The sequence below is a fragment of the Dyella koreensis genome (genome assembly GCF_044904565.1).
Taxonomy (GTDB): Bacteria; Pseudomonadota; Gammaproteobacteria; order Xanthomonadales; family Rhodanobacteraceae; genus Dyella_D; species Dyella_D koreensis.
In genome coordinates this window covers 203,986-229,608 of sequence record NZ_JADIKD010000007.1, presented here as the reverse complement: position 1 = coordinate 229,608, position 25,623 = coordinate 203,986, and the positions used below count along the sequence as shown (strand labels likewise).

The following is a 25,623-nucleotide window of genomic DNA, read 5'->3' as shown; positions in this document are numbered from 1 at the left end:
GCGCATGGATCCGACGTTGGACAGTGAGCTGCGCGACGACTTCCTGGTCGAGGCCGGGGAGTTGGTGCAGCGCCTGGGCGAACAACTGGTCGATCTGGAAGCGTCGCCGCGTGACGCGGAACTGCTCAACGCGGTGTTCCGCGCGTTCCATACCGTCAAGGGTGGCGCCGGGTTTCTCGGGGTCGATCCGATGGTGCAGTTGTGCCATCACGCCGAGGACCTGCTCAACGAAGCACGCAATGGCGCTTTCGTGCTCGACTCGGCGCAGATGGACGCGCTGCTGGAAGCGCTCGACCTGCTCAACGACATGATGGCGGCGCTGGCTTCGTCCAGCGAGTTGCCGCCCGCGCCTGCGCAGCTATTGAAACGTTTGCAGCCGACGGTGCAACGCGCCGCCGCTCCCGCACCACCGCCGAAGCCGGAGCCGGAGCCGCAAGCCGACACGGAAGGTGGCGGCACCATCGACGACAGCGAATTCGAGGCTCTGCTCGACAGCCTGTACGGCAAGGGCGGCTCGCCAGGCGCGGCGCCGGCCCCCGCAACATCGGGCAGCATCGATGACGACGAGTTCGAAGCCTTGCTGGACAACCTGCATGGCAAGGGTGTGTCGCCGGGTGCCGCACCGGCATCGTCGAACAGCATTGACGACAACGAATTTGAAGCCTTGCTCGACAGCCTGCATGGCAGGGGCGGGGTGCCAGGCCAAACGGTAGCGGGACAACCGGCATCGGCTGTCGCCGCACCGGCACCTGCGGCGCCGAAGGCAGCGGCAAAAAGCGCTCCGGCGCCGGAAGCCACCGTGCGCGTCGACACCACACGTCTCGACGCGCTGGTCAATCGCGCCGGCGAACTGGTGCTGGTGCGCAATCGTTTGATGAGTCTCGCCGCCAGCAGCGGCGACGAGCCGCTGAATGTCGCCACCGGCGATCTGGATCGCGTCGCCGACGAATTGCAGGGTGCCGTACTCGGCATGCGCATGCAGCCGGTCGGCCGCTTGTTCCAGCGCTTCCCGCGCATCGTGCGCGATCTCGCGCGCCAGCTTGGCAAAGAGATCGAGCTGGTGCAGGAAGGCGAGGATACCGATCTCGACCGCAGCCTGGTCGAATCGCTGGCCGATCCGCTGGTGCATCTGCTGCGCAATGCGGTCGATCACGGTCTGGAGACACCGGAAGAACGCGAGCGTGCCGGCAAGTCGCGCAAGGGGCGCGTGCGTCTTGCGGCGAGCCAGCGCGGCGAGCGCATCGTGATCGTGGTGTCCGACGACGGCCGCGGCATGAATCCGGACATCCTCCGCCGCAAGGCGGTGGAAAAAGGCGTGATCGATCAGGCCCAGGCCGAGCGCTTGAGCGAGACCGAATGCCTTGAACTGATTTTCCGCCCCGGCTTCAGCACCGCCAGCACCGTCTCCGACATCTCCGGCCGCGGCGTCGGCATGGATGTGGTGAAGACCCGCGTGGCCGAACTCGGCGGCACCTTGCAGGTGCGCTCGAAGCTCGGCCAGGGCAGCGAGCTGGAACTCACCGTGCCGCTGACGCTGGCTATCCTGCGTGTGCTGATGGTACGCGTGGGCGAGCGTCTGTTCGCGATGCCGCTGAGCAATGTGGACGAGGTGTTCGAGCTCGCGCAGGGGCAGGATCGTCTGCTCGACGGTTCCCTGGTGGCTTCGCATCGTGATCGTGCGTTGCCGCTGGGCGATCTCTCGGCGTGGAGCGGTGCGGCCGATACCGCTGGCCGTCATGTGGTGGTGCTGCATATCGGCCATCAGCGCATGGGCTGCCTGGTGCATGCGGTGATCGGTCGCGAGGACGTGATGGTCAAGCCGTTGGGGCCGCTGTTTGCCGGCGTGCCTGGCGTGGCGGGCGCCACCGTTACCGGCGATGGCCGGCTGGCGCTGGTGCTCGATCTGGCCGGGCTGGTGGGCGATGGCGGTCTGTTGCTGACCGCACCGGCATCGGCCCCGGTAAAGCATTCTTCTTCAGGAGCGTTGGTCTGACATGGATCTGGTGAGTCTCATTGGAACGATCCTGGCCTTCGTGGTCATCATCGTCGGCACCATCCTCAAGGGTTCGAGCATCGAGGCCCTGTGGAACCCGGCTGCCTTCGTGATCGTGTTCATGGGCACCATTGCGGCGCTGCTGGTACAGACGCAGGGCAAGGTGCTCAAGCATGCGATCGGCATGCTGCCGATGGTCTACAAGCCGCCGCGCCACCAGCCTGACGATCTGATCAGCCGCGTGATCGGCTGGAGCGAAATTTCGCGCCGTCAGGGCCTGCTCGGCCTGGAGCCGCAGATCGATTCGGAGCAGGACGGTTTTATACGCAAGGGCCTGCAGCTGCTGGTCGACGGCAGCGAGCCGGAAGCCATCCGCGGCGTGCTCGAAGTGGAGCAGGAAACGCGCGAGCACGTCGATCTGGCGGGCGCCAAGGTGTTCGAGCAGGCCGGTATCTATTCGCCGACCATGGGCATCATTGGTGCGGTGATGGGCCTGATGGCGGTGATGCAGAACCTGGCCGACCCGAGCAAGCTCGGCCACGGCATCGCGGCTGCATTCGTCGCCACCATCTATGGCGTGGCGCTGGCCAACTTGCTGATGCTGCCGATGGCTTCGCGCCTGAAGGGCATGATTCACAAGCAGGGACAGATGCGCGAAATCCTGATCGAGGGCCTGGTCTCGATCGCGCGCGGCGACAATCCGCGCCAGATCGAAAGCCGCCTGCAGGGTTACCTGGCATGAAACGCAAGAAGCACGAGGAGCACATCAATCACGAAGCATGGGCGATCCCCTATGCCGACCTGATGACCTTGTTGCTGGCGTTCTTCGTGGTGATGTACGCGGTGTCGGTGGTGAACGAAGGCAAGTACCGCGTGATGTCGGAATCCATCATCGAAGCCTTCAACGGCAACAACAAACAGATCCAGCCGGTGCACAGCAACAATGCGACGCCGGTGGCGCCGGTACCGGCGAAGCGTTCCAGCTCCACTACGCCGCCTTCGATCGCTCCGCGCCTGGCACCGCCGCTGGCCACGCGTTCGCTGCAGCCGCAGATGACGTCGGGCTCGCTGGCCAGCCGCGAAACCGGGCAGGAAAACCTGCAGCGCATCCAGGATCAGGTGCAGAAGGCTTTGCAACCGCTGATCGACAAGAGCCTGGTGGTGGTGCGCCGCTCGCAGAGCTGGCTGGAAATCGAGATCCGCACCGACATCCTGTTTCCGAGTGGTGTGGCGCGGCTTTCCGAACCGGCCGACGTCACCCTGCGCAGCATTGCCGGCATCCTTGCGCCGTTCCCCAATCCCTTGCGCGTCGAGGGCTATACCGACGACGTGCCGATCAACACCACGGTGTTTCCCTCCAACTGGGAGCTGTCCGCCGCACGCGCCGCTACCGTAGCGCGCCTGTTCTCCGAACACGGCGTGGACCCGAACCGGCTCGGCATCATCGGCTGGGGCGAGTACAAACCTGCGGCCGACAACGTCAGCCAGGAAGGGCGCAACCGCAACCGCCGCGTGCTGGTGGTGGTGCTCAGCGACCAGAATGTGCCGGCGCGTTTCTCCAGCGATACGGAGCATGCCGGCCAGCTGGTGGAAAGCGCCCCTGCACCCGCGCCGCCGCAGAGCGAAGTTCCAACCGCACCATCCTTGCCGCCAGGCACGCTGCCGGTGTCGGCCAAGCTCGAACCGCTGCGCACGACGCCCGTTGTCGATGCGCCGCATGGCGCCGGCTGATTTTTTCTGAATGTCATATCGAGTGGCCGCATGAATCAGGATCCTCTTGCCATGACACCCGCCGAGCGGGGCTGGCTGATCTTTCATCTCGCCGGCCAGGCTTATGCCGCGCCGCTGACCCAGGTCAGCGAAGTGATCCGCGATGGCGAGGTCACGCCGGTGCCTGGTGCCGCGAGCGATCTGCTTGGTATCCGCCATCTGCGCGGGCGCATCGTGCCGGTGCTCGATGGTTGTCTGCGTCTGGGGCTCGCGCGTCAGGCCAGTGTCGATGATTCGCGCGCGCGCATCGTCGTTCTTTCTCACGGGGGGAACCTGGTGGGGCTTCGCGTGGATGCCGTGGGCGATCTGCTGGATGTCGGCGAGCAGACGCTGGCGCCGCCGCCGGGGCGCACCGTACGTGATGACGATCCGGTGAAAGCGGTAGTGCCATGGCAGGGTGGTTTCGTTGCGCTGCTCGATGTGCGTCGCATGTGCCGTCTGCCGGAGGAGCTCGATCATGTGGCTTGAACTGGGTGTGGCTGCACTCGCGCTGTTGGTGGTGGGGCAGGGTGTGGTGCTGTGGCAGGTGCGTGTGGAGCTGAAGCGGTTGCGTGCCGTGAGTGAGGCGGCGGCGCTGACGGATGTGCCGACGTCGATGCTGGTGGCGGTGTTGTCGCGGGTGCAGCGCACGCTGGAGGCGAAGCCTGCCGCGCCTGTGCCGGAGCCTGTGCGGGAGCGTTCGCCTGTGCGTGTGCGCGAGGTGGCATCTGTCGCGCCGGCGGTTTCAAGTTATGACGTGGCGCGTCGCCTCGTGAGCGAAGGGGCGGGTGCGGACCAGTTGGTCGAGCACTGTGGGTTGTCGCGGGGGGAGGCGGAGTTGTTGCGGAGCTTGCATGCGGCGCGGGAGGGGATGGTTTCGTCGCGTCAGCAGTAACGTTTTGCTCCCTCTCCCCTTCGGGGAGAGGGTTGGGGTGAGGGGCGGGTGCTCGCGATAGCGCTTCCTACGTTCGTCATCCCTGCGTAGGCAGGGATCCAGTAGCGTTATCGCTTGGTTGTCGCGTTGTCGCGCACGGGCTCGCCTGCGGCGGGCTTTCGTCCTCCTGCCGGAGGCCGAGTTACTTTTCTCTGCTTGCCCAGAGAAAAGTAACCAAAAGAGAGGGCACCCCTCTTACGCGCCCTCCGGCTTCGCCTACGGGTCCGTGAGGGTTGGCCGGGCTTTTCGACACGACATCCATGTCGTGTCGAAAAGGCATCGACGTCCTGTCGATGCCCCCTTCGGGGCCTTTTCGTCCAACCCTCACCGCTCCACAGGGGACCCGGAGGTCAAGAGCAGAGAGCAACGGCAACAGCATAAGCAAGAGCAGCGCGGGTGTTGCCCGCACTTGTGGTGATCAGGCAGCGTCGCAGGCTGCTTTTGAGGGTGCTGTGGTGGGTATTTTTGACTGGTTCTTTGCGTGCACTACCACGTGAAAGAAGATCACCTTGCCCGGTGCGTCGAAATCCTTGGACCACCACTGGCGGTATTCGAAGCGCAGGGTTTGTTGTACGTCAGAGGTGTTCGCGCCGGTGGCGATGAAGGCCCACTGTGTGGTGCCTGGCTGGCCGACCATGGCGGTTCCCTTGCTGGTGCTGTGGTCGGTGGGTTCGCCTAGAGGCTTGAGGATGCCTGCTGGGACCTGGTTCATTGACCAGGACATCCCGGTCGATGGGTTCTGCGGAAGGCGTACGCAGAACAGTTGTCCTGCATCGAGCGTCACTTCTTGCCGGTCATTGGCTTCGGTGACTACCACGGCGGGTTTTGCCGTGCGCTTCGGTGTGTCCGCTGCGCTTGCGAGCGCGCAGGTCAAGGTTGAGCAGGTGATCAGTAATCCGGCTATCGATACCTTGATTCGCGTAGACATAAAACCTCCTTGAAGTCCGCGTGCCAGGAAATACAGAGGGCATCCTACTTGGATGCTGAGGTGAGGGTGCGGTGCGATGTTGGCATGCGTTATCCGCGCTTGGTCAGAAAGACATGCATTGCTCGTTCGCCAGCGACGTGCCGCGTGCACTCGTAGCCCAGGGCGCGCAGATTGAGGCCGTCCCATAGCGACTCGCCGGCGCCGAGCAGGATGGGGCGGATGACGAGGTGCAGTTCGTCGATCAAGCCGGCGCGCAGGTATTGCCGGATGGTGGCGGCACCGCCGCCGAGGCGGACGTCGCGGCTACCTGCGGCAGCGGTGGCTTGCGCCAGTGCGGCGTGAATGCCTTCGGTGACGAAATGGAACTCCGTGCCTCCCACCATCTTGAGTGGCGCGCGCGGGTAGTGGGTCAGTACGAAGACGGGCGTGTGGTAGGGCGGCTCGTCGCCCCACCAGCCTTTCCAGCTGTCGTCTGGCCAGGGGCCGCGCACCGGGCCGAACATGTTGCGGCCGAGAATCCAGGCGCCGATGTTGGCAAAGCCTTGTTCGGCCATCGCGTTGTCGACGCCGGTTTCGCCACCGTCTTCGCCCTGCATGTTGCGCCACAGGCGTGAATGAAAGAACCACTCCATCAATTCCGGGCCGCCGACGCCGAGCGGGTGTTCCAGATCCTGATCTGGCCCGGCGCCGTAGCCGTCTAGGGAAACCGCAAAGCTCTGGACGCGAAGTTTTGGCATGGTGTGTCTCGCTTCTAGCTGGGGAAGACCAACAGGCGGAGGGTGTTCGGACGCACGAGCAGGCTTCGGTTCTTATCCTGGGCGCCTATCTAGCGCTCATCCAGGGACGGCGGCAAGTTCCCTTTGCCGGCCACGTTTGGTTGTGCCGCCCGGATGGCGGCTGATGAGTGGCCGTTTGCCGCATAACTTTCCGTTACCACCCGCGCCCGGCAGAATCACCCCATTCGCCCCCGGAGGAGCCGGCAGTGTCGTTCGATTGGATGCAAGGCACGTGGCTGCTGGGTATCGACTGGTTGATCCGGCTGGCGGCACTGTTCTGGATTCCCTCGCGCACTACGCCGGCGGCGGCGCGCAGCTGGCTGTTGCTGGTGGGCTTTGTGCCGCTGCTGGGGCTGCCGATGTACTTGTTGTTTGGGCATCCGTGGCTGTCGCGCGAACGGGTGCGGCGGCAGACCAATGCATCGGAGGTGATCCGGGCGGAGCAGGCCACGATGACGGCATTGCGCTGGGTGCCGCCGGACGGCACGGCGGCGGCCGAAGTGGCGCCGCTGGTGGAACGGTTGGGCGATTTCATGCCGACGCATGGCAACAGCGTGCAGTTGCTCGATGACTACGATGGTTCCCTGCGTGCGCTGATCGCCGACATCGATGCGGCGCGCGAGCGCATACACCTTCTGTACTACCTGATGTTCGACGATGCCGTAGGCGATGCGGTGGTCGCCGCGCTGAAGCGTGCCGTGGCTCGCGGTGTGCAATGCCGCGTGCTGCTGGATGCGGTGGGCGCCAAGCCCGGCTTGCGTCGTTACGCGCAGCCCTTGCGGGATGCGGGGGTGATCGTGCATGACATGCTGCCCGGCGGGCTGCGCTGGCGTCGCAGCGGGCGCATGGATCTGCGCAATCACCGCAAGGTCGCGGTGTTCGACAACAAAGCCGCTTATGTCGGCTCGCAGAATCTGGCTTCGCCGGCATTTGTGCGTGGCTTTCCGAATCGCGAACTGGTGGCTCGGATCGAGGGACCGGAGGTCGCGCATCTACAGGCGGTGTTTGCCAGCGACTGGTACATCGAGACCGGCGAGCGCCTGGAGGTGGCGGCCACCTATTCGGTCAGCGATGCCGATGTCCCCACGCAGTTGCTGCCTAGCGGCCCGGCCTATCCCTTCGAGAACGCACGCGATGCGGTCAATGCGCTGATCCATCTCGCGCAGCGCAAGCTGGTGCTGACCACGCCGTACTTCATACCGGATGACGCCACGCTTGCCGCACTGCGCATCGCCGCGCTGTCGGGCGTGGAGGTGCAATTGATCCTGTCGGAAAGCAACAACCAGCGCCTGACCGCGTGGGCGCAAGAGTCGTACTACGACGAACTGATGCGCAGTGGCGTGAAGATAGCGCTGTATCGGCCGCATTTTCTGCATGCCAAGCACTTGAGCGTGGATGACGACATCGCGTTGATCGGATCGATCAATCTCGACATTCGTTCGTTTGCGTTGAATGCGGAGATCGGGATGCTTTGTTATGACCGCGATGTGGTGGGGCGTTTACGCGAGGTGGAGGCGGGTTATCTGGCCGACGCTACAGTGCTTTCGCTGGAGTCCTGGCGGACGCGGCCTGGGTGGCGGCGTGGGCGAGAAGGGATTGCGCGGTTGGCGGATTCGTTTATGTGAGGGCGTGTCCAGGCAGTGGAGCGGGGTGAATGGGCTGTTACGCCGCCTTCGTGATGCGCGGTCGCCCAGCTACGGCATCGAGTCACAGTGGGCCTGAAGGCTTTCAGTTGGGTTGCTGTGGATACGAAAGCCCCATGTCCGTTGCTGCCAACGATGTCGAGTGGAGCGCAGTAGACGTTTCGTTTCCTTCAGGCCCCGCTGTCAAAGCGGCCAATGCCTACAGACACCCTCACGCCAATTCGGTACGTTCGGCAAGTCACTGACGCTCTCTCTTTGAGAGCTACGTCGTTGACCATGGCAGTGATGCTATGAAGCGCGGGCCGTGAGAGCCGTTAACTCCCACGACCCGCTGACCAAACCAACTGACTTGGAGTTGATATGGCTACGCCAGATCATACGGTAGTCGCACGCCCGTCGGTTCCCTCCGACGGCTATCCCAGCAACCCACTCGGCCGTCCGTTTTATCTGGCGGACACCGCGGGTCATCCGCAGCAACGCCGCGCCGCGCAACTCGGTGGCATCGCGATGGCGATCAACGCCATCACGTGCCTGCTCGCCAACAGCGAGGCGTTTCGCGATGCGCAAGCCAACAGCGTGTCGGTCGAGCCCGGTCATTGGCCGCTCACGGCGACATGCACCGAAGGTCTGTTTGCGGGTGTTTTCTTTCTCGCGCAATACGCCGAGTCGCTCAGTCTTGAGCTGGATGGGTAGTTTTCCCGCGTTCGCATGATCGCTTTCGTGGCGCATCGCGTGAGGAACGGTGCGCCTCATCTGCAGGCGTGAGATTGAATGCTGCGCTTGATGGTTGGAAGGCAGGCTTGACTGAGAAATGCCTTATTGAATTTGCCGAGAAAAAGATTAGGTTTGAGCCAACAGTGGCCTCGCCTTGCGCATCCGTCCCTATCAGCAGGCCGATGGCGATGGACGTTTACGACATAAGAAGTCGGCTCATGATGCATCCTGTCGAGATTTCAAGCATCTCCGAATACCTGCATATACGGGTCGTGCTCGGCATCGTGGTGGGCCTTGGTCTGACCCATCTCCTTGGGCAGATCGCGCGGATTATCGACAACCCCAGGCGTATCCGGCTGTATTGGGTGCATATGCTGTGGGTATGGTTTGTCTTCGTGTATCTGATCAGCTTCTGGTGGTGGGAGTACCGGCTGGCGCGTGTGGCGGACTGGACGTTTCTGCTCTATGTGTTCGTCACGTTGTACGCCATGCTGCTGTTCCTGGTGTCCACCTTTGTCATTCCCAGTGATGCCGAGCGCTTCGGGCACTATCGCGAGTACTACTACAGCAAGCGCGGCTGGTTCTTTGGCACGCTCGCGCTGGTGTTTGTGGCGGGCATGGTCGACACGTTGATCAAGGGCGACTTGTATTTCGACAGTTTCGGCAACGAGATCGTGTTTCGCAGCGTGGGTCATATCGGCGCCTGCATGGTCGCCATCTGGACACGCAAAGCCTGGTTCCACGCTTCATACGCGTTGATTGCGGTCGCTTACCAGCTGTGCTGGATCGTCCGTAAGTTCGAGGTGCTGTAGGTCGCTCAGTCTTTCTCGGCTGCCGCGAGCCGTGAACGGCGGTTCCACCCGCCCATGACAATGGTTTCAGTTGACGGCCGGTCACGCTGGGAGGACAGTCGCCGGAGGGTGAGGGCCGAGCATCGGCAACAGGCTCAGGACACTGATCCATCATGGTCGAAGGAGATCTTATGAAACGGTTTCATGCATTCGTGCTTGTGGGCGTTTTATCGGTCACCGCCGGCGCCGCCATGGCGTCCAGTGGTTCACTCAGTCCTTTCCCGCCGAAGGTCGTACCGGTCCTGGTGCAGGTGAATTCCCAGGGCAAGGTCACCGGCGCCTCTCCGGCGATCGAGTTGTCGCCCGTGGTTCGCCGGCTGCTCGACAAGAACCTCGACGAGATGATCACCAAACCGGCGTATGACCACGGCAAGCCGGTGGCCAGTCAGTTCGTGATCAATCTGGCGCTAAAGGCCACGCCGCGCCAGGAAGGCAATTACGACGCGCAGTTTGCCTATGTATCTGCCGTGCCGGTGCCGATCGGGCAGTGGCATTGGGTGAACCTGGACGGCCGGCGTCTCGCGCTGGCGGGTCCGAATAATCAGTTCCCGATGGGGCACATGCGTTTCAACAATGACCGGGGTTACCAGCCGGCGAACTTCGGCGGGTATCAGCATGGATCGATGCCCAATGTTCAGGGTGCGTCGCATGGCGCATCGAGCTCGGCGCCAAGTACCGGGAAGTAACGGTCAAGCGTCTGCGTTGGACAGCACATCAATAGAAAAAAGCTCGCCGAATAAGGCGAGCTTTTTTTTAAGCGGTCAGTGCGTCAGCCTTCTTCGGCTGCCCGATACACACATCCAAGCACGGCTGCCGCCGCGGCATACAACTCGCCCGGCACATCCGCGCGCAAGCGCAATGCGGCGAGCAGCGCGGCGACTTGTGCGTCATGGTGCAAGGGCAAACCCATCGACCGTGCGCGAGAGAGCAGTTCTTCCAGCGCTTCGGGTTTGAGTTGCGGCGAAGGGGCGCCCGGCCCGGAGGAGGAGAGGCTGAGCGTGACCTTGCGGCTGGGCGGGGGCAGCGCGGCGGTCATGCGGTGGCCTTCAGCAACACCGCGCTGCGCGTGCTGGGCGGCTGGGGCAGGCCGGTCTGGCAGGTGAGCTGATCGAGGATCAGGCCGTTGGCGGTGAGTTGCTGACTGAGTTCGGTAAAGCGGCGCTCGATACGTTCGACGCTTTCCGCGCGCTGCACCCACAAGCGTACGGACAAACGCAGCCCCCGCAATTGCAGTTCGCCCTGCACGGGACCGAGCCGGGGCAGGTCGATGGCGAAGCCGAAGGTCCACGCGGTGGGGTGTTCGGGGTCGTCGGCGTTCGGGGTCAGTTGCAGTTGCAGAATGTCCTGGCCACCTTCGCCCTGTAACGGGATCTCGATCATCCACGCACCGGCGTTATGCGCTTCGAGCTGGGCCACTTCCAGACGCGCGAGCGCGGCATGCACTTCGCCATGCAGGCGCAGCAGCAGGCTTTCCACATCGCCCGGCTGCAAGGGCTCCGGCATCGGCGCGCGCGGTTGCGCGACCAGGCCGCGCTGGATCAAGGGCGGCGCGGTTTCCTGATCGTTGGGGTGTGGTGGGGGCGAGGATCGGTCAAGCGTGTTTGCCAGGCGCAGCAGGGCAGCTTTCCAGTCATCTTCACCGAGCATTTCAAGATCGGTCTGCGGCTGCGCCAATTGCGATTCGAGAAACAGGCCGCTGCGTTTCATGGCTTCACGCAGACCCAAGCCATGCGTGATTTCGGTCGGCGTGCGAATGCTGTGCTCGAGCAAAGCGAGCGCGGCGCGCAACGGTGCCGGCAATTGCCGCAGCAACGGCCGCTGGGCCAGTGCGCCAAGCGTGGCAAGCAGCGGCGCGTAACCATTCTGCTGCGGTAGGCGTTCGCGTAACGCACGGCTCACCGCCTGATCGACTGGCGCAGTACCCAAGATCTCCAGCTTCGGTTCGGCACCCAGGCTGAGCACGCGCACCTGAAACTGCGAAGGCAACTGCGTACCCGGCGGCTCGGCCTCCACCGTCAGCGCGCCAATCTGCAACACCAGCTTCATCTGTTCGCTAAAACCAAGCGTCCGCGCCGCCAACACCGCACCGACACGCCAACTCTCCGCGCTGGCGCCGGAAGCGGCACCGGCCCAGGTCAAAGCGGCGAGACTGGTTGGCTGGATGATCAAGCGGACTCCTTGGCATAGCGTCAACCGGTTGACGCCTGGTCGCCATGTGTCAATCAGACATCGGCAGATGGGGGAGGAACTTGAGGGGCTTGTTTAATATCTTGCGTTGTAGAGCGTCGCGCACAGGATGCGCTCCTACCTGCGCTTCATAGTAGCGATATCCCGAGCACCCACACCCCTCCCCAACCCTCCCCTGCGAGCAGGGGAGGGAGCAAAGCGCCAAACGAAGAAAACCATCCCGAGGTCTGGCACTGGAAAAGGCGTGGCTATGAAGCACACCGCCTGCTCTGAGGCCATTTCTCTTTGGTTACTTTCTCTTGACTCCGGGCATCCATGCCCTCCGCCCTTCGGGCCAGCTGCGCTGTTCGCACCCGCTCCGGCGGGTGCGTGGGCCAGCAAAGAGAAAGTGACTCGGGCGCCGGCAGGCGTCCGAAATGCCCGCTGCATAAGCGGCCAGGGCACGCAGACGCGACAACCGGAGCGCACCACTACTGGATGACCAGCTTCGCTGTTGTGAAGCGCTTCCGGCCTGCGCCGGAATGACGAAGTAGGAGGGGATGTCGCTAGGGCCGAACCTTCTCCCCAGGGACGATGGAGGAAATCGCCAGCCGGCGCTAAAGCCAACCCCCACCCCGCCGATAACCGCCATGTACACCAACAACACACAGGCATCCCCCGGATGGGCAGCAAGGCCAAACCAACGCCAGCCAGCGAAGCGACAACGCGAGTAACACTGCCCGCCGATTGCCGCATCGCCGACCTGCCGGCAGTCAAGGCCGAACTGCAGGCTGCGCTCGCCACATCCGCCGCCGAGCTCGATGCCAGCGCAGTAGAACGCGTCGACACTGCAGCCCTGCAACTGTTGGCCGTGTTCCGCCGCGACGCGGCATCCAAAGGCCTGGCCGTCGCCTGGACTGGCGCAAGTGCCGCGCTGCGCGACGCCGCCACCTTGCTGGGCCTGGCACACACACTGGAACTGCCGGCGTCGACGCCGGCCTGATGAGGTAGACGATGGCAAAGATTCTTGCAGTGGACGATTCGGCATCGATGCGCGGCATGGTGGCTTTCACCCTGCGCGGTGCCGGTCACGATGTGAGCGAAGCCGAGAACGGCCAGCTGGCGGTCGATGCGGCCAAGGGTTCGCGCTTCGACCTGGTGCTGGCCGACGTGAACATGCCGGTGATGGACGGCATCAGCATGGTGCGCGAGCTGCGTACCATGCCGGAATACAAAGGCGTGCCGATCCTGATGCTGACCACCGAGTCGCACACCGACCGCAAGATGGAAGGCAAGGCAGCAGGCGCGACCGGCTGGCTGGTGAAGCCGTTCGATCCGGACCAGTTGCTGGCCACCGTCAAGCGCGTTCTCGGCTGAGTAAACCTTCATGAGCACGGTGAGCCTGGCGCAGTTTCATCAGACCTTCTTCGACGAGAGCCGTGAAGGCCTCGACGCCATGGAAACCGCGCTACTGGCGCTGGACGGTGGCGGCGATACGGAGCTGGTCCACAGCATTTTCCGCGCGGCGCACTCGATCAAGGGCGGCGCGGCCACGTTCGGTTTTCCGGACATGGCGGCGTTCACCCATGAGGCGGAGTCGCTGCTGGATGAACTGCGCGATGGCCGCCGTGCCATCGATGCCGGCATCGTCGAACTGCTGTTGCGCTCGGTGGACTGCCTGCGCGGCATGTTCGTGCGTGCGCAGTCGGGTGAGGCACTGGCCGATGCGCATAGCGAACAACTGCGCCAGGAGCTTGCCGCCGCCGTCGGTCGCGAGGCGCCGCCCAAGCCGGGCGCGGCCAAGCTTACCGAGGCGGGAGCATCGGCGTGGCGCATCCGTTTCACGCCGCATCGCGGCATGCTGGCGGGCGGCAATGAGCCGTTGCGCATGTTCCGCGAGCTGGCGGAACTCGGCGAACTGAAGGTTGAGCCAGCGCTGGGGCAATTGCCCACGCTGGCCGCGCTGGAGCCTTCGGATTGCTATGTGGGCTGGACCATCGAGCTGCGCGGCAAGGTAACGCGTGCCGCTATTGCTGCGGTATTCGAGTGGGTCGAAGACGAATGCGATCTGGCGATCGAGGAACTTGTCGAGGCTGCGCCCGAGCCTGCGCCGGTTGCCGCACCGGTCGCTGCGACGGCACCGCGCGCCAGTCGCGAAGTGGCCGTGGAATCGAGTTCGGTACGTGTAGGCATCGACAAGATCGACGGCCTGATCGATTTGGTCGGCGAGCTGGTGATCACCCAGTCCATGCTCGATACCTTCCGCGAAGGCTTCGACGCTAATCGCATTGAGCTGCTGCAGCAGGGCCTGGCGCAGCTCGCGCGTCATACGCGCTTGCTGCAAGAGAGCGTGATGGGCATCCGCATGCTGCCGATCGCCTCGGTGTTCAACCGCTTTCCGCGCATGGTGCGCGACCTGAGCCAGAAACTCGGCAAACAGGTGAAGCTGGATCTGATCGGTGAACAGACCGAGCTGGACAAGACGGTGCTGGAGAAGATCGGCGATCCGTTGGTGCATCTGGTGCGCAACGCGATTGACCACGGTCTGGAAACGCCGGATCGCCGCCGCGCGGCGGGCAAGGGCGAAACCGGCACGTTGCGGCTTGAGGCCTCGCATCGCGGCGGTTCCATCGTGGTGGAAATCAGCGACGACGGTGCGGGCCTCAATCGCGAGGCCATCATCGCCAAGGCCTTGCAGCGCGGGTTGATCAACAGCGCCGAGGGCATGAGCGACGAGGCGGTGGCCGAGTTGATCTTCCAGCCGGGTTTCTCCACCGCGGCGACGACGACCGATCTGTCCGGTCGTGGCGTAGGTATGGATGTGGTCCGCCGCAATGTGGTGGATCTGGGCGGCAGCGTCGGTATTCGCAGCGTGGCCGGGCAGGGTTCGGTGTTCACCATCACTTTGCCGCTGACGTTGGCGATCATCGATGGGCTGACCGCGATGGTGGGCGAGGAGCACTACATCGTGCCACTGGCTTCCATCGTGGAGTCGGTGCAGTTGCGCGGCGATGCCTTGCGTACGGTGACGGGGGGCGGCGAGTTGTTCCGCTTCCGCGATAGCTGGCTGCCGATTGTGCGGTTGCGCGATGCGTTTGGTTGCAGCAGTTCCCGCGCGGATATCGAGCAGGGGCTGGTGATTGTGGTCGAGGGCGAGGGCCATCGCGTGGGGCTGTTTGTGGATGCGTTGATCGGGCAGCAGCAGGCGGTGGTGAAGTCGCTGGAGGCGAATTATCGGCGGGTTGCCGGGATTTCGGGGGCGACGATTTTGGCGGATGGGTCGGTGGCGTTGATTGTGGATGTGGCTGGGTTGATTCGGCAGCAGGGGCGGCGGCGCGCCGCCTGATGCGCTTGCTCCTTCTCCCTTCGGCGACTCGAAGGTAGTCCCTGCGGGGGAGGGGGCGGTCGTGCGACATTCCCTCCTACCTCGTCATTCCGGCGCAGGCCGGAATCCAGTAGTGAAGCGTTTCGATTGTCGCGTTAGCGCGACCGGGTCCGCCTGCGGCGGGGTTTCGTCCTCCTGCCGGAGGCCGAGTTACTTTTCTTTGCTTGCCCAAAGAAAAGTAACCAAAAGAAAAGGCACCCCTCTTGCGCGCCCTCCGGCTACGCCTGCGGGTTCGTGAGGGTTGGCCGGGCTTTTCGACAGGACATCCATGTCCTGTCGAAAAGGAACCGGCATCCATGCCGGTTCCCCTTCGGGCCTTTTCGTCCAACCCTCACCGCTCCACAGGGGACCCGTTACGGGCTCGCTGACGCATCGCCTTTCTGCTTCTGCCCCCTCCCCTGCTCGCAGGGGAGGGTTGGGGAGGGGTGAGTACTTGAGACGCCCTCTAAAGGCCGTCACCCCGGCGCAGGCCGGGGTCCAGTGGCGTTGAGGTTCGGTGTTCGCATTTTCGCGTTTGGGCTTATGGCGAGCGGTGAAGAAGAGGCTCTCTCTTTTCACTAAGGCCCCACACAACCGCTCAAGCCTGCCTCACCGCTGCCGATAGCTACCAAGGGGGCGGGTTTCCTTCCCGCAGATGAAAGAACTCATGAGCCAGTCATTGTTTGGTGCTCAGGCACCGGCCGCGGATATCGCGGTAACGACTCAATATCTGATCGTCGGTCTCGGGCGCGAGGAGTACGGCATGGACATTCTTGCCGTGCGGGAGATTCGCGGGTGGACGCCGGTGACGCGGATTCCTCAGGCGCCTTCGTATGTGCTGGGTGTGTTGAATCTGCGCGGCGCGATTGTGCCGGTGCTGGATTTGCGCCTGCGCTTCGGGTTGCCGCGGGAGGAATACACCGCCACCACGGTCACGGTGATCGTCACGGTCGCCGGGCGCTTGTTTGGCGTGGTGGTGGATGGGGTGTCGGATGTGATGGACGTGGCCGCTGATGCGGTGCGTCCGGTGCCGGACATGGGCACCACGGTGGATACCGAATATCTGAAGGGGCTTACCTCCGTCGCCGAGCGGATGGTGTTGCTGCTGGACGTGGACAAGCTGTTGCAACCGCAGGATGCGCAGATGCTGGAAGCCGCTCTGCCCGCGGCAAATGACGTGAAGGCCGTGGCCTGACAGGAATCGTGATGAAAATGCCTGCTATCAAATTGAAGCTTCCCGCCCTGACTGTCCGCAACCGCCTGCGCGGCGTGCTCGGTCTGCTCGGCCTGATGTTGATCGGTGGCGCGGCCATCGGTCTTGGCGCCATGCATATGCAGAACGAAGGCATGCGCAAGATGTATGACGAGGAGATGGTGCCGACGGAACTGGTCAGCCGCATCACTCAACGTTCGCTGATGTCGTTCATCGTGCTGGGCGAAGCGGCCAACGTGGTCGACAAGCCGGATCAGCTCAAGCAGAAGATCGGTGAGTTCGACAAGTATCAATCCGAAATGGTTGATATGAAGAAGCAGTTCGAGGTTCTGCCGAGGACGGCGAGCGTTGAGAAACAGTACAAGGCGTGGCGCTCGACCGACGAGGATTACGCGCAGGCCAAGAAGGACATGCTGGATGCGCTGAACCAGAAAGACGCCGGCGCGTCGGATGTGCTGGAAATGCAGGTGCGCCCGTTGTTGATGGAGCGCCAGGCCGCGCTGGCCAAGCTGGTCGAGGCGCAGCGTGTGGATGCCAAGCAGATCTTCAACGAGCAGCTGAGCCGCTATCAGTGGATCCGCGCGGTCAGCTTGGTCTCGCTGTTGGCCGGCCTGTTGATTGCGCTGGTCGCAGCGGTGCTGCTGATCCGTTCGATCATCAATACGCTCAACCATGCGGTGCAGGTGGCCAACGCGATTTCCGAAGGCAAGCTGGGTCATGACATCCAGGTACGCCGCAACGACGAGCTGGGCCAGCTGCTGCAGGCGTTCCGCACCATGGACGACCGCCTGTCGGCCATCGTCGGCGAAGTGCGGCATGGCTCCACGGCGGTGAGCACGGCGGCGCAGCAGATCGCCCGCGGCAACGACGATCTGAGCCAGCGTACGCAGGAACAGGCTTCCAGCCTGGAAGAAACCGCATCGTCGATGGAGGAGATGACCTCCACCGTGAAGCAGAACGCCGAAAACGCCAGCCACGCCAACCAGCTGGCCCGCGGTGCCCGCGAACAGGCGGAGCGCGGCGGCGAGGTGGTGACGCAGGCGGTCGGCGCGATGCGCGAGATCAACGATTCGAGCCGCAAGATTTCCGACATCGTCAGCCTGATCGACGAGATCGCTTTCCAGACCAACCTGCTGGCCTTGAATGCGGCCGTTGAAGCGGCGCGTGCCGGCGAGCAGGGCCGCGGCTTCGCGGTGGTGGCGACCGAAGTGCGCAACCTGGCGCAGCGCAGCGCGGGTGCGGCGAAGGAGATCAAGGGCCTGATCGCCGACAGTGCCGAGAAGGTGCGCACGGGTACGTCGCTGGTCGACCAGTCGGGCAAGGCGCTGGCCGAGATCGTGGACAGCGTGAAGAAAGTGACGGACATCGTGGCCGAGATCGCTGCCGCCAGTCAGGAGCAGTCCGCCGGCATCGATCAGGTCAACAACGCCGTCACCCAGATGGACGAGATGACTCAGCAGAACGCCGCGCTGGTGGAAGAGGCGGCTGCGGCGGCCCGCGCTATGCAGGAACAGGCCGGCGAGCTGTCGCGTCAGGTCGGCTTCTTCCGCCTGGGCGACGAATCGGCGGCGGCTGCCGCCCCGGCACGCAAAGCGACCAACACGGCCACGGCCGAAGTGGAAGCAGTGTTCGCCGCGGTGCGCAGTGCGGCGCCGGTCGCCCGACCCGCACGGGTAGCGGTCGAGACGGCTGACGCTGGCGTCTGGAAGGAATTCTGAGCCTCATGTCCGCCACGGTGACCTTCGACAATCAAGTGACCGTGGCGGGCACCGGTGGGCCGGTGCTCGGCGATGCGGACTTTCGCTTCCTGCGCGATTTCGTGTTGCAGCACTGCGGTATCGCGCTGAGCGACCAGAAGCGGCAGTTGGTGCAGGGACGTTTGCTGCGTCGTCTGCGCGCGCTGGGACTGAAAGAGTTTGGCAGTTACTGCGAGCTGTTGCGGCGCGACCCGGACAGCGAGCTGGGCGATCTGGCCAGCGCGATCAGCACCAATGTCACGTCATTCTTCCGCGAGTCGCATCACTACGACTTGCTGGAACAGACCTTGCTGCCGCAATGGCTGCAGCAGAAGCGGCGGCAGGGCGATCGGCTGCGCATCTGGTCGGCGGGCTGTTCCACCGGCGAAGAGCCGTACGCGCTGGCGATGGTGCTGGCCGAGGCGTTGGAGCGTCATGGCGCGGATGTGGACGCGAAGATCCTTGCCACCGATCTGTCGCCGCAGGCGCTGGCCGGTGCGCGCGAAGGCGTGTACAGCATCGACAAGCTCGGCGGTGTAAGTGCGGAGCGTCGTCGCCGCTGGTTCCTGCGCGGCGAGGGCAGTTATGAAGGGTTGGCCTGTATCCATCCGCGTTTGCGCGAGCTGGTGGTGATCCAGCCGTTGAATCTGTTGCATGAGTGGCCGATGTCGGGTCTGTTCGACGCGATCTTCTGCCGCAACGTGGTGATCTATTTCGACAAGCCGACCAAGGAGCGTCTGTTCCGGCGCTACGCGGGCAAGCTGGTGGCGGAAGGATATCTGTTCCTCGGCCATTCCGAATCGATGCACGGGCTCAGCGACGACTTCGACCTGGTAGGCCGCACGGTCTACCGGAAGCGTCCGGCATGAACGCGCCGGGACCACGTTACGCCCTCGTTGGCGCCGGTGAATCGAGCGTGCTGCCAGGCTTTGAGCATGTACGCCGTTACTGGGATCCGGCCCAGGGCAGCATGACCGCCAAGGTATTGCCGGGCGAGTTTTACGTAAGCATGCAGGACGAGTTGATCGCTACGGTGCTCGGCTCCTGCGTCTCGGCCTGCATCCGCGACCGGCGCCGCAACATCGGCGGCATGAACCATTTCATGTTGCCGGAGCCGATGGGCGAGCGCGATGGCTGGTCGGCCACGGTGGGGCGCGCGGCGCGCTATGGCAACGATGCCATGGAGCAGTTGATCAACGCGATTCTCAAGGCAGGCGGCAAGCGCGAAGACCTGGAAGTGAAGGTGTTCGGCGGCGGCCGCGTGCTGACCCAGATGACCGACATCGGCGAACGCAATATCGCCTTCGTGCGGCGTTATCTGGCGGCCGAGAAGCTGGAGCTGGCCGCGGCCGATGTGGGCGATGTGTACCCGCGCCAAGTGCAGTTTTTTCCGCGCAGCGGCAAGGTCCGCGTGCGCCAGTTGCGCGGCCATCAGGCGAGCGTGCTGGTGGACGGCGAGCGGAATTACCTCAAGCGTTTGGCAAACGATCCGATAAAGGGAGAGGTGGAGCTGTTTTAGGAGCCAGGACCGGGCAGCGAGGGCGCGCCCTACAGGGGGACTTGCCATGCGGTATGGGTGGCCGCGCCCTCGCTCCCCGGCCTTGATGCATACCTGCCGCCACCACCCATGCAACGACGAGAAGCTTGAATGTCCCGAGTCCGTGTCCTGGTGATCGACGATTCCGCGCTGGTGCGGAAACTGCTGACGACCATGCTGTCCTGCGATCCGATGATCGAGGTAGTAGGGACGGCGGCGGATCCGCTGATCGCGCGCGAAAAGATCAAGCAGCTCGAACCCGACGTGCTTACGCTCGACGTCGAGATGCCGCGCATGGATGGGCTGACCTTTCTCGAAAACCTGATGCGCCTGCGACCGATGCCGGTGGTGATGGTGTCCTCGCTGACCCAGCAAGGCGCGGAAGTTACCCTGCGCGCGCTGGAACTGGGCGCGGTGGATTTCTTCACCAAGCCGAGCAGCGATCTGGCCAGCACCTTCGCGGAAGGTGCGCAGGACATCTGCGCCAAGGTGAAGCTCGCGGCGCTGGCACGGCCGCGCCAGCGCACCGCCGTACGTAAGCTGGAAGTGGCGCCGCGCCTGTCCGCCGATGCGGTGTTGCCGCGCGCGCAAACCGCGGATTCGCGCGGCGGCAGCCCGATCATCGCCATTGGTGCCTCCACTGGCGGTACCGAAGCGATCCGTGTGGTGCTTGAAGCGATGCCGCCGGATGCGCCACCGATCCTGATTACCCAGCACATTCCCGCCGCTTTCAGTGCGCCGTTCGCGGCGCGCATGGACAACTGTTCCGCCATGCGTGTGTGCGAAGCGCGCGACGGTCAGCCGATCCAGCCCGGCCACGCGTACATCGCGCCCGGCAGCCAGCATCTGCTGGTGATGTGGGACGGTGCGCGCCATGTCTGCCGCCTGCACGACGGCCCGCCGGTGAACCGGCACAAGCCGAGCGTGGATGTGCTGTTCCGCTCGATGGCCGCGACCGTGGGTAGCACCGCCATCGCTGCGCTGCTTACCGGCATGGGCGACGACGGCGCGCGCGGCCTGGCCGAACTGAAAGAAGCCGGCGCGTCCACCATCGTGCAGGACGAGGCCAGCTCGGTGGTGTGGGGTATGCCAGGCGCGGCCTGGAAGCTCGGCGCCGCCAACGAGATGCTGTCGCTCGAACATATCGCCGCGCGCCTGCTGGAGCTGGCGCGCAAACCCGTTGCCGGCGCGCCGCGCGCCGCTTATCGCTGACCTGGACGCGTAGAGCCTATTTAAGATCTCCCCGTGGCCCGCGCCGGGATCTGTTTGCACGCAGGGCAAGGAAGAACGAGGGCGTGTACGTCCGTACACAACCGAGTGATGACGCGGCCCTGCGGGCAAACAGACCCGGCCCGCAGGGTTGAGTCGCTAGGCGCGCCAGGCGGTGGCGCGTGGCTTGACCTGACGGCCAGTCAGGCGCTGCGCCACGCACCACCGCCTGGCGCGCCTAGCGACTCAACGCGAGCTACGGGGAGATCTTAAATAGGCTCTTACATGTCTGCCATTCCCGCCCCGTCCATCCCGCGCCTGCCGCTCGGCCTCGCTGCCAGCGCCGTGGCGCTTCTGCTTTGCCTGCTGTGGCAGCCCGTGTGGCTGGCGCCGCTGATGATCGTGGCGCTGACCGCGGTGTGGATCGTGGAGCAGCGGCGTACGCCTGCGCGCATCGTGACGGTGGCGTCACCACAGGCTGACACCGCACCGGTGCGCGAAGCGCTGGAGGATGTGCGTGAAGCCCTGGTGGATGAGCTCGGCCACGCCGCGCGCGAATTGCATCAGGCGCTGGACCTGCTGCGCGATGCCGTGTCGGAACTGGGTGGCGGCTTCGATGGCCTGTCGCACAAGACCAGCCTGCAGCAGTCGTTGTTGAAGCAGATCATCGATGTGCAGAACGGTGGTGTGTCGGTGCAGGACTTTGCCGCGCGTACCGGCGACCTGCTGGAACATTTCGTGGGCCTGATCGTGCAGCTGTCGCGCGACAGCCTGCGCATCGTCTACCGCATCGACGGTATGGCGAAGGAAATGGATGCGGTGTTCGGCCTGCTCAAGAACGTCAACACCATTGCAGAGGAAACCAATCTGCTGGCGCTGAATGCCTCGATCGAGGCGGCGCGTGCGGGTGAGGCGGGGCGCGGCTTTGCGGTGGTGGCGGGGGAGATCCGCAACCTGGCCAGCAACTCCAACCAGTTCAACGAACAGATCGGCAGCCACGTCGAGCGTGCGCGCACGGCGATGGAACAGTTGCGCGGCCTGGTCGGCGCCATGGCCTCGCAGGATCTGAACGTGGCGCTCTCCACCAAGGGCGGCATCGACGCGATGATGGCTCACGTCACCGAGAGCGATGCGCGCACCAGCGCCGTGGCCGACCAAGTGGTGGAGATCAACCGCGGCCTGGGCAGTGACGTCTCCACCACCATCCGCTCGCTGCAGTTCGAGGACATCCTCAGCCAGCTCATCAACCAGACCCGCACGCGTCTGGTCGAGCTGCAGGAAGTCACCGCCGATTGCACGCGCGACATCGAAGAGCTGGCCTGCACCAACGTCGAGGCTTCGGCACTGGCCGAGCATGCGCAGCGCGTGCGCGCACGCCTTGCCATGCAGCGCGAAAAGGCGCGCCTGCGTTCGCGCGGGCCGGCACTGCAGAATTCGATGGAAGCGGGCGAGATTGAGTTGTTCTGAGTTTTATCTGGGGAACGCGGCTATGAGCCTGACCATTCATCACGATACCGAACAGGATTGCGTGACCCTGCAGTTGGGTGAGCGCTTCGATTTCACTGTGCATCGGGATTTTCACGATGCTTGCCTGGGGTCGCGTGCTGCGCGCAGCTATGTGATCGATCTGGGGGAGGTGAACAGCATGGATAGTTCCGCGCTGGGGATGTTGTTGTTGTTGCGGGAGCATGCGGGTGGGGAGCGGTCGGAGATTCGCATCGTCAATGCGGGTAGTGAGTTGCGTGGGACGCTTCGTGTAGCAGGCTTCGACAAGCTGTTCGTCCTGCACTGAAATCGCAACACCTCCTGTAGGAACGCACCCGGCACCTTGGTGCGCATGGAGGCCGATCTGGGCACGCGGCTGGAGTGGGTCGCGGTCGATCACTGGAACACCGACAACCCGCATACGCACGTCGTCTTGCGCGGCAAGGACGACACCGGCAAAGACCTCATCATTTTCCGAGACTGCATCGCCGAGGGGATGCGCCGCCGGGCATCTGAGCTGGCGATCGAATGGCTGGGGCCACGCACCGAGTTGGAGATGCAGCGCGCCATGCTGCGCGAAGTCGAACAAGAACGGTGGACGGGGCTGGATCGCAGCTTGCAACGCAAGGCCGGCGACGACGGCTTGGTGCGCGTCGAACGCTTTGCCGAACCCCGGCTGCAGCGCCAACGGCAGGTGCTGCTCGGCCGCCTGCAACGCTTGCAGCGCATGGGTCTGGCGACCGAGCAGCAGCCCGGTGCGTGGGCCGTCCACGCCGAGGCCGAACAGATCCGGAAATATCTCATGGCAATTTGGACGACAACGTGTACCTGCCATCGGTTAGGGGGCGCGCTCGCCTCGCTATGGCAGGTCGGCTGCGCTCATCCTTGACGCTGCAGCAGTGACGAGCGCTGCGTTGCTCGTCATTGCTTTGCGCCCATGGCGCGGAAGGTGAGGGCGAGGACTCTCCTTGCCTGAGCTTCGCCGTCACTGGTGGGTGGAATGCGCCACAGGCAAGACAGAAGAACCAGTATGTCAGCCGCAGTGTTGCCTGGCGAAATCTCCCCAGTGGCTTCGCAGGCTGACATCAGCTTTTGAACTGCGTCCAGCATCGGCAGGTAGGCCTCTTGGGAGTCCTTGTGCGAAAGCGTCGCGTGAAGCGATGTGGCGATCGCGTGCTTCACCCTTCCTAGTTGAGCAAGCCGGTCGCACCACAGGCGAAACGCCATGAGCGGCTGGTGTTGGGCCAGCAGCGCCGATGCGAGTTCAACTTGAGCGTCTATCTCGTTCCTATAAACCCCCAGCACAAGGGCTTCCCGGCTCGGGAAGTGGCGATAGAGCGTGCCCGCGCCAACGCCTGCCAGCTTCGCGATGGAGTTCAGCGAGACATCTGGATCTGTGGTGAGCATGTCCCGCGCCACTTCGAGGATGCGATCCCGATTGACACGGGCGTCAGTGCGCAGTTTTTCGCTCAATTTGACTTTCCTCTTGACAAAACGGAGATCTCTCCTCTTAATACGGAGAGCACTCTCATTTTCAACGAAAGGCATCCATCATGCAATACAAAAAGCTTGGCAATACTGGACTGGACGTATCCCCCATCTGCATCGGCTGTATGGGTTTTGGTCAACCGGCACAGGGGCACCCAGCATGGTCTCTCAACGAAGACGCAAGCCGCGTCCTGATCCGCCATGCTGTCGAAGCTGGCATCAACTTTTTCGACACTGCCAATATGTATTCGACAGGGTCGAGTGAGGAGTTCGTGGGGAGGGCACTAAAAGATTTCGCCAACCGTGACGCGGTGGTCATTGCTACCAAGCTGTCCGCGCCCACGCGCAATGGCCCTAACGCCCTCGGCCTATCCCGCAAGGCGATCCTGACTGAGGTCGATCACAGCCTGCGTCGGCTAGGGACAGATTACATAGATCTGTACCAAATTCATCGTCGCGATCAACTGACGCCTTGGGAAGAAACACTTGAGGCGTTGCATGACTTAGTGAAGATGGGCAAGGTTCGCTACATCGGAGCGTCTTCGATGATGGCTTGGGAGTTCAGCAAGGCGCTGCATCTGCAGAAGGCAAACGGTTGGGCGCGCTTCATCTCCATGCAGAACAATTACAACCTGCTCGCTCGGGAGGAGGAGCGAGAAATGCTGCCCCTTTGCGATGACCAAGGTGTACAGACGATTGTCTACAGCCCACTTGCGCGTGGCCGTCTTGCCCGTCCATGGGGTCAAATAACCGAGCGTTCAAAAACCGAGCCCTCGGGCGCCGAGCAAAGCTCGATAGCAGCGGCGAGCGATCAGGAAATCATCGAAGCGGTTGGCGCTGTCGCTGCAGAGCGCGGAGTGGACCAGGCACAGATCGCTCTCGCATGGCTCCGTCGCAATCGCGTAGTTGCGGCACCGATCGTGGGCGCACTCAAAACCAAGCATATCGATGACGCGATTGCGGCGCTCTCGATCAATCTGACTGATGATGAGGCTAAGAAGCTGGAAGCTTCTTACACCCCTCGCTTAGACCACCAAGGTGTGTCTGTACCGGCCCTATTGCACCGTGCTGCAGAGGCGGCCACCGGATTCAGAGCAGACGCCTGAATACAGGAATTGGCATATCGCAGCATTCTGTATCGCAAAAGGCGGCGCTTTGCCGTTGGACTGCCTCGAACATCATTGGCGCAAGGCCACCCAGATGTCCATGCCGGCGTTGCCGGTTATAGAAAACCTCAATGTAATCGAACACATCGCTGCGTGCTTCCTCGCGACTGCCGTAAGGTCCGCCGGATGGTGCGGTTCATCGCCCGTCGTGGGCAACAGCTACCGTTTTGCGTTGCCGAGGCAAAAAAACGGCCCCTTGCGGGGCCGAAAGACTTGCCTGTTTCAAAAAGGGCTCTTACCAGGCGCGCACGTCGGAGACGCTGACGGTGTAGTCCTGCATGTCGGATTCGTAGCGGAACAGGCGGCCGAGGTCGAAGTCGACGGATTGGCCTGGGGCGATGTTGGTGGTGCCGGCCGGCCAGCCTTGCTTGCTCTGCAGCACTTTGCCGCCGGAGTCTTTGGCTTCGATGCGGACCTGGGCGGCGGCAGCTTCGGTGCAATGGTTGACCAGCTGGCCGCTGAGGCTGAGGCGCAGGCCGGTGCCGGTGCCGGTGGACTTGAACTTGAAGTCCTTGATGGCGAAGTCGGCAGGGGAGCAGGCAGCGTGGGAGGCGACCGGGGCGAGCAAGAGAAGGGCGGCGGCGATCAGGGTCTTCATGGGCGGTGATCCAATAGTGGGAATCGTGTAAAGGGCGACGATTCAATGGATCGGCCGCTAACGGGAAATCTTT

Annotated in this window: 27 protein-coding genes and 1 pseudogene; 21 read left to right on the top strand and 7 right to left on the bottom strand. The window is 63.6% G+C overall.

All coding sequences use genetic code 11. The features are described 5' to 3' along the window. The first annotated feature begins 4 nt into the window (after window positions 1-4). From ISS97_RS04875 to ISS97_RS04855, 5 genes are read left to right on the top strand one after another with little or no spacing between them, the layout of a single operon-like run. The gene (locus ISS97_RS04875; protein ID WP_379985947.1) at window positions 5-1,993 is read left to right on the top strand and encodes a chemotaxis protein CheA; all 1,989 of its coding nucleotides are present in this window, start codon (window positions 5-7) and stop codon (window positions 1,991-1,993) included. Window position 1,994: 1 nt separating this feature from the next. Further along, complete coding sequence (locus ISS97_RS04870; protein WP_379985946.1) at window positions 1,995-2,735, top strand: flagellar motor protein; 741 nt, start codon at window positions 1,995-1,997, stop codon at window positions 2,733-2,735. Next, window positions 2,732-3,724 (top strand): flagellar motor protein MotD, encoded by a 993-nt coding sequence (gene motD, locus ISS97_RS04865; protein WP_379985945.1) that lies wholly within the window; start codon window positions 2,732-2,734, stop codon window positions 3,722-3,724. Before ISS97_RS04870 ends, motD begins: the two co-directional genes overlap by 4 nt. A gap of 30 nt (window positions 3,725-3,754) precedes the next feature. Continuing rightward, window positions 3,755-4,231 (top strand): chemotaxis protein CheW, encoded by a 477-nt coding sequence (locus ISS97_RS04860; RefSeq protein ID WP_379985944.1) that lies wholly within the window; start codon window positions 3,755-3,757, stop codon window positions 4,229-4,231. After that, window positions 4,221-4,637, top strand: a complete 417-nt coding sequence (locus ISS97_RS04855; RefSeq protein WP_379985943.1) for a DUF2802 domain-containing protein — start codon at window positions 4,221-4,223, stop codon at window positions 4,635-4,637. Before ISS97_RS04860 ends, ISS97_RS04855 begins: the two co-directional genes overlap by 11 nt. Before the next feature lie 457 nt (window positions 4,638-5,094). Here ISS97_RS04855 and ISS97_RS04850 read toward each other — a convergent pair whose 3' ends face one another. Beyond that, the gene (locus tag ISS97_RS04850) at window positions 5,095-5,604 is read right to left on the bottom strand and encodes a protease inhibitor I42 family protein (protein ID WP_379985942.1); all 510 of its coding nucleotides are present in this window, start codon (window positions 5,602-5,604) and stop codon (window positions 5,095-5,097) included. An 89-nt stretch (window positions 5,605-5,693) separates the two neighbouring features. Beyond that, a complete protein-coding gene (locus ISS97_RS04845; RefSeq protein WP_379985941.1) occupies window positions 5,694-6,341 on the bottom strand; it encodes a dihydrofolate reductase family protein in 648 nt (215 codons plus the stop codon). Window positions 6,342-6,601: 260 nt separating this feature from the next. On the opposite strand from ISS97_RS04845, the gene cls reads away from it, so the two are divergent. From cls to ISS97_RS04825, 4 genes are all read left to right on the top strand, one after another. Next, entirely contained in the window at window positions 6,602-8,005 is a 1,404-nt protein-coding gene (gene cls / locus ISS97_RS04840) for a cardiolipin synthase (protein WP_379986166.1), read from the top strand. 378 nt (window positions 8,006-8,383) lie between these two features. Next, window positions 8,384-8,716, top strand: a complete 333-nt coding sequence (locus ISS97_RS04835) for a hypothetical protein (RefSeq protein ID WP_379985939.1) — start codon at window positions 8,384-8,386, stop codon at window positions 8,714-8,716. 239 nt (window positions 8,717-8,955) lie between these two features. After that, window positions 8,956-9,549 carry a hypothetical protein gene (locus tag ISS97_RS04830; protein WP_379985938.1) on the top strand — a complete coding sequence of 198 codons (594 nt, stop codon included), beginning with the start codon at window positions 8,956-8,958 and terminating at the stop codon, window positions 9,547-9,549. A 170-nt stretch (window positions 9,550-9,719) separates the two neighbouring features. Continuing rightward, window positions 9,720-10,274 (top strand): hypothetical protein, encoded by a 555-nt coding sequence (locus ISS97_RS04825; RefSeq protein WP_379985937.1) that lies wholly within the window; start codon window positions 9,720-9,722, stop codon window positions 10,272-10,274. Window positions 10,275-10,357: 83 nt separating this feature from the next. Here ISS97_RS04825 and ISS97_RS04820 read toward each other — a convergent pair whose 3' ends face one another. Then, complete coding sequence (locus ISS97_RS04820; protein WP_379985936.1) at window positions 10,358-10,624, bottom strand: flagellar biosynthesis protein; 267 nt, start codon at window positions 10,622-10,624, stop codon at window positions 10,358-10,360. Continuing rightward, window positions 10,621-11,757, bottom strand: coding sequence for a flagellar hook-length control protein FliK (fliK, locus tag ISS97_RS04815; protein WP_379985935.1), 1,137 nt, complete (start codon window positions 11,755-11,757; stop codon window positions 10,621-10,623). Before fliK ends, ISS97_RS04820 begins: the two co-directional genes overlap by 4 nt. A 679-nt stretch (window positions 11,758-12,436) precedes the next feature. Between fliK and ISS97_RS04810 the strand changes: the two genes are divergently transcribed. The 11 genes from ISS97_RS04810 to ISS97_RS04760 all read left to right on the top strand — a co-directional run bounded on the left by ISS97_RS04810 (window position 12,437) and on the right by ISS97_RS04760 (window position 23,187). After that, window positions 12,437-12,757, top strand: coding sequence for an STAS domain-containing protein (locus ISS97_RS04810; RefSeq protein ID WP_379985934.1), 321 nt, complete (start codon window positions 12,437-12,439; stop codon window positions 12,755-12,757). A gap of 11 nt (window positions 12,758-12,768) precedes the next feature. After that, a complete protein-coding gene (locus tag ISS97_RS04805) occupies window positions 12,769-13,131 on the top strand; it encodes a response regulator (protein WP_379985933.1) in 363 nt (120 codons plus the stop codon). A gap of 10 nt (window positions 13,132-13,141) precedes the next feature. Then, the gene (locus ISS97_RS04800; protein ID WP_379985932.1) at window positions 13,142-15,100 is read left to right on the top strand and encodes a chemotaxis protein CheA; all 1,959 of its coding nucleotides are present in this window, start codon (window positions 13,142-13,144) and stop codon (window positions 15,098-15,100) included. A gap of 685 nt (window positions 15,101-15,785) precedes the next feature. Further along, window positions 15,786-16,313, top strand: a complete 528-nt coding sequence (locus ISS97_RS04795) for a chemotaxis protein CheW (RefSeq protein ID WP_379985931.1) — start codon at window positions 15,786-15,788, stop codon at window positions 16,311-16,313. 11 nt (window positions 16,314-16,324) lie between these two features. Next, window positions 16,325-18,049 (top strand): methyl-accepting chemotaxis protein, encoded by a 1,725-nt coding sequence (locus ISS97_RS04790; RefSeq protein WP_379985930.1) that lies wholly within the window; start codon window positions 16,325-16,327, stop codon window positions 18,047-18,049. Window positions 18,050-18,054: 5 nt separating this feature from the next. Continuing rightward, window positions 18,055-18,936: a CheR family methyltransferase gene (locus ISS97_RS04785; RefSeq protein WP_379985929.1), complete on the top strand. Its 882-nt coding sequence runs from the start codon at window positions 18,055-18,057 to the stop codon at window positions 18,934-18,936. After that, window positions 18,933-19,586, top strand: coding sequence for a chemoreceptor glutamine deamidase CheD (gene cheD, locus ISS97_RS04780; protein ID WP_379985928.1), 654 nt, complete (start codon window positions 18,933-18,935; stop codon window positions 19,584-19,586). Before ISS97_RS04785 ends, cheD begins: the two co-directional genes overlap by 4 nt. 129 nt (window positions 19,587-19,715) lie before the next feature. Then, window positions 19,716-20,816 (top strand): protein-glutamate methylesterase/protein-glutamine glutaminase, encoded by a 1,101-nt coding sequence (locus tag ISS97_RS04775; RefSeq protein ID WP_379985927.1) that lies wholly within the window; start codon window positions 19,716-19,718, stop codon window positions 20,814-20,816. A gap of 282 nt (window positions 20,817-21,098) precedes the next feature. Continuing rightward, on the top strand, window positions 21,099-22,280 hold the full coding sequence (locus tag ISS97_RS04770) for a methyl-accepting chemotaxis protein (RefSeq protein ID WP_379985926.1): 1,182 nt from the start codon (window positions 21,099-21,101) through the stop codon (window positions 22,278-22,280). A 22-nt stretch (window positions 22,281-22,302) separates the two neighbouring features. Beyond that, on the top strand, window positions 22,303-22,605 hold the full coding sequence (locus ISS97_RS04765) for an STAS domain-containing protein (RefSeq protein ID WP_379985925.1): 303 nt from the start codon (window positions 22,303-22,305) through the stop codon (window positions 22,603-22,605). Window positions 22,606-22,650: 45 nt separating this feature from the next. Then, window positions 22,651-23,187, top strand: coding sequence for a hypothetical protein (locus tag ISS97_RS04760; protein ID WP_449757858.1), 537 nt, complete (start codon window positions 22,651-22,653; stop codon window positions 23,185-23,187). 32 nt (window positions 23,188-23,219) lie between these two features. Here ISS97_RS04760 and ISS97_RS04755 read toward each other — a convergent pair whose 3' ends face one another. Then, entirely contained in the window at window positions 23,220-23,771 is a 552-nt protein-coding gene (locus ISS97_RS04755) for a TetR/AcrR family transcriptional regulator (protein WP_379985924.1), read from the bottom strand. 80 nt (window positions 23,772-23,851) lie between these two features. Between ISS97_RS04755 and ISS97_RS04750 the strand changes: the two genes are divergently transcribed. Next, a complete protein-coding gene (locus tag ISS97_RS04750; RefSeq protein WP_379985923.1) occupies window positions 23,852-24,892 on the top strand; it encodes an aldo/keto reductase in 1,041 nt (346 codons plus the stop codon). Here ISS97_RS04750 and ISS97_RS04745 read toward each other — a convergent pair. Both ISS97_RS04745 and ISS97_RS04740 read right to left on the bottom strand, forming a co-directional pair. Next, window positions 24,876-25,067, bottom strand: a pseudogene (locus tag ISS97_RS04745) (IS3 family transposase); the annotation flags it as partial. The gene ISS97_RS04750 and the pseudogene ISS97_RS04745 overlap by 17 nt on opposite strands. Before the next feature lie 120 nt (window positions 25,068-25,187). After that, a complete protein-coding gene (locus tag ISS97_RS04740; RefSeq protein WP_379985922.1) occupies window positions 25,188-25,550 on the bottom strand; it encodes a hypothetical protein in 363 nt (120 codons plus the stop codon). Window positions 25,551-25,623 lie beyond the last annotated feature (73 nt).

Bases quoted from the DNA above. Each gene is read 5' to 3' on its own strand.
- ISS97_RS04820 (WP_379985936.1), bottom strand. From the start codon at position 10,624: ATGACCGCCGCGCTGCCCCCGCCCAGCCGCAAGGTCACGCTCAGCCTC.
- ISS97_RS04740 (WP_379985922.1), bottom strand. From the start codon at position 25,550: ATGAAGACCCTGATCGCCGCCGCCCTTCTCTTGCTCGCCCCGGTCGCC.
- ISS97_RS04810 (WP_379985934.1), top strand. From the start codon at position 12,437: ATGGGCAGCAAGGCCAAACCAACGCCAGCCAGCGAAGCGACAACGCGA.
- ISS97_RS04785 (WP_379985929.1), top strand. From the start codon at position 18,055: ATGTCCGCCACGGTGACCTTCGACAATCAAGTGACCGTGGCGGGCACC.
- ISS97_RS04845 (WP_379985941.1), bottom strand. From the start codon at position 6,341: ATGCCAAAACTTCGCGTCCAGAGCTTTGCGGTTTCCCTAGACGGCTAC.
- motD (WP_379985945.1), top strand. From the start codon at position 2,732: ATGAAACGCAAGAAGCACGAGGAGCACATCAATCACGAAGCATGGGCG.
- ISS97_RS04805 (WP_379985933.1), top strand. From the start codon at position 12,769: ATGGCAAAGATTCTTGCAGTGGACGATTCGGCATCGATGCGCGGCATG.
- ISS97_RS04855 (WP_379985943.1), top strand. From the start codon at position 4,221: ATGTGGCTTGAACTGGGTGTGGCTGCACTCGCGCTGTTGGTGGTGGGG.
- ISS97_RS04775 (WP_379985927.1), top strand. From the start codon at position 19,716: ATGTCCCGAGTCCGTGTCCTGGTGATCGACGATTCCGCGCTGGTGCGG.
- cls (WP_379986166.1), top strand. From the start codon at position 6,602: ATGCAAGGCACGTGGCTGCTGGGTATCGACTGGTTGATCCGGCTGGCG.
- ISS97_RS04870 (WP_379985946.1), top strand. From the start codon at position 1,995: ATGGATCTGGTGAGTCTCATTGGAACGATCCTGGCCTTCGTGGTCATC.
- cheD (WP_379985928.1), top strand. From the start codon at position 18,933: ATGAACGCGCCGGGACCACGTTACGCCCTCGTTGGCGCCGGTGAATCG.
- ISS97_RS04875 (WP_379985947.1), top strand. From the start codon at position 5: ATGGATCCGACGTTGGACAGTGAGCTGCGCGACGACTTCCTGGTCGAG.
- ISS97_RS04760 (WP_449757858.1), top strand. From the start codon at position 22,651: ATGGAGGCCGATCTGGGCACGCGGCTGGAGTGGGTCGCGGTCGATCAC.
- ISS97_RS04830 (WP_379985938.1), top strand. From the start codon at position 8,956: ATGATGCATCCTGTCGAGATTTCAAGCATCTCCGAATACCTGCATATA.
- ISS97_RS04795 (WP_379985931.1), top strand. From the start codon at position 15,786: ATGAGCCAGTCATTGTTTGGTGCTCAGGCACCGGCCGCGGATATCGCG.
- ISS97_RS04800 (WP_379985932.1), top strand. From the start codon at position 13,142: ATGAGCACGGTGAGCCTGGCGCAGTTTCATCAGACCTTCTTCGACGAG.
- ISS97_RS04850 (WP_379985942.1), bottom strand. From the start codon at position 5,604: ATGTCTACGCGAATCAAGGTATCGATAGCCGGATTACTGATCACCTGC.
- ISS97_RS04765 (WP_379985925.1), top strand. From the start codon at position 22,303: ATGAGCCTGACCATTCATCACGATACCGAACAGGATTGCGTGACCCTG.
- ISS97_RS04860 (WP_379985944.1), top strand. From the start codon at position 3,755: ATGAATCAGGATCCTCTTGCCATGACACCCGCCGAGCGGGGCTGGCTG.
- ISS97_RS04790 (WP_379985930.1), top strand. From the start codon at position 16,325: ATGAAAATGCCTGCTATCAAATTGAAGCTTCCCGCCCTGACTGTCCGC.
- ISS97_RS04770 (WP_379985926.1), top strand. From the start codon at position 21,099: ATGTCTGCCATTCCCGCCCCGTCCATCCCGCGCCTGCCGCTCGGCCTC.
- ISS97_RS04825 (WP_379985937.1), top strand. From the start codon at position 9,720: ATGAAACGGTTTCATGCATTCGTGCTTGTGGGCGTTTTATCGGTCACC.
- ISS97_RS04835 (WP_379985939.1), top strand. From the start codon at position 8,384: ATGGCTACGCCAGATCATACGGTAGTCGCACGCCCGTCGGTTCCCTCC.
- ISS97_RS04750 (WP_379985923.1), top strand. From the start codon at position 23,852: ATGCAATACAAAAAGCTTGGCAATACTGGACTGGACGTATCCCCCATC.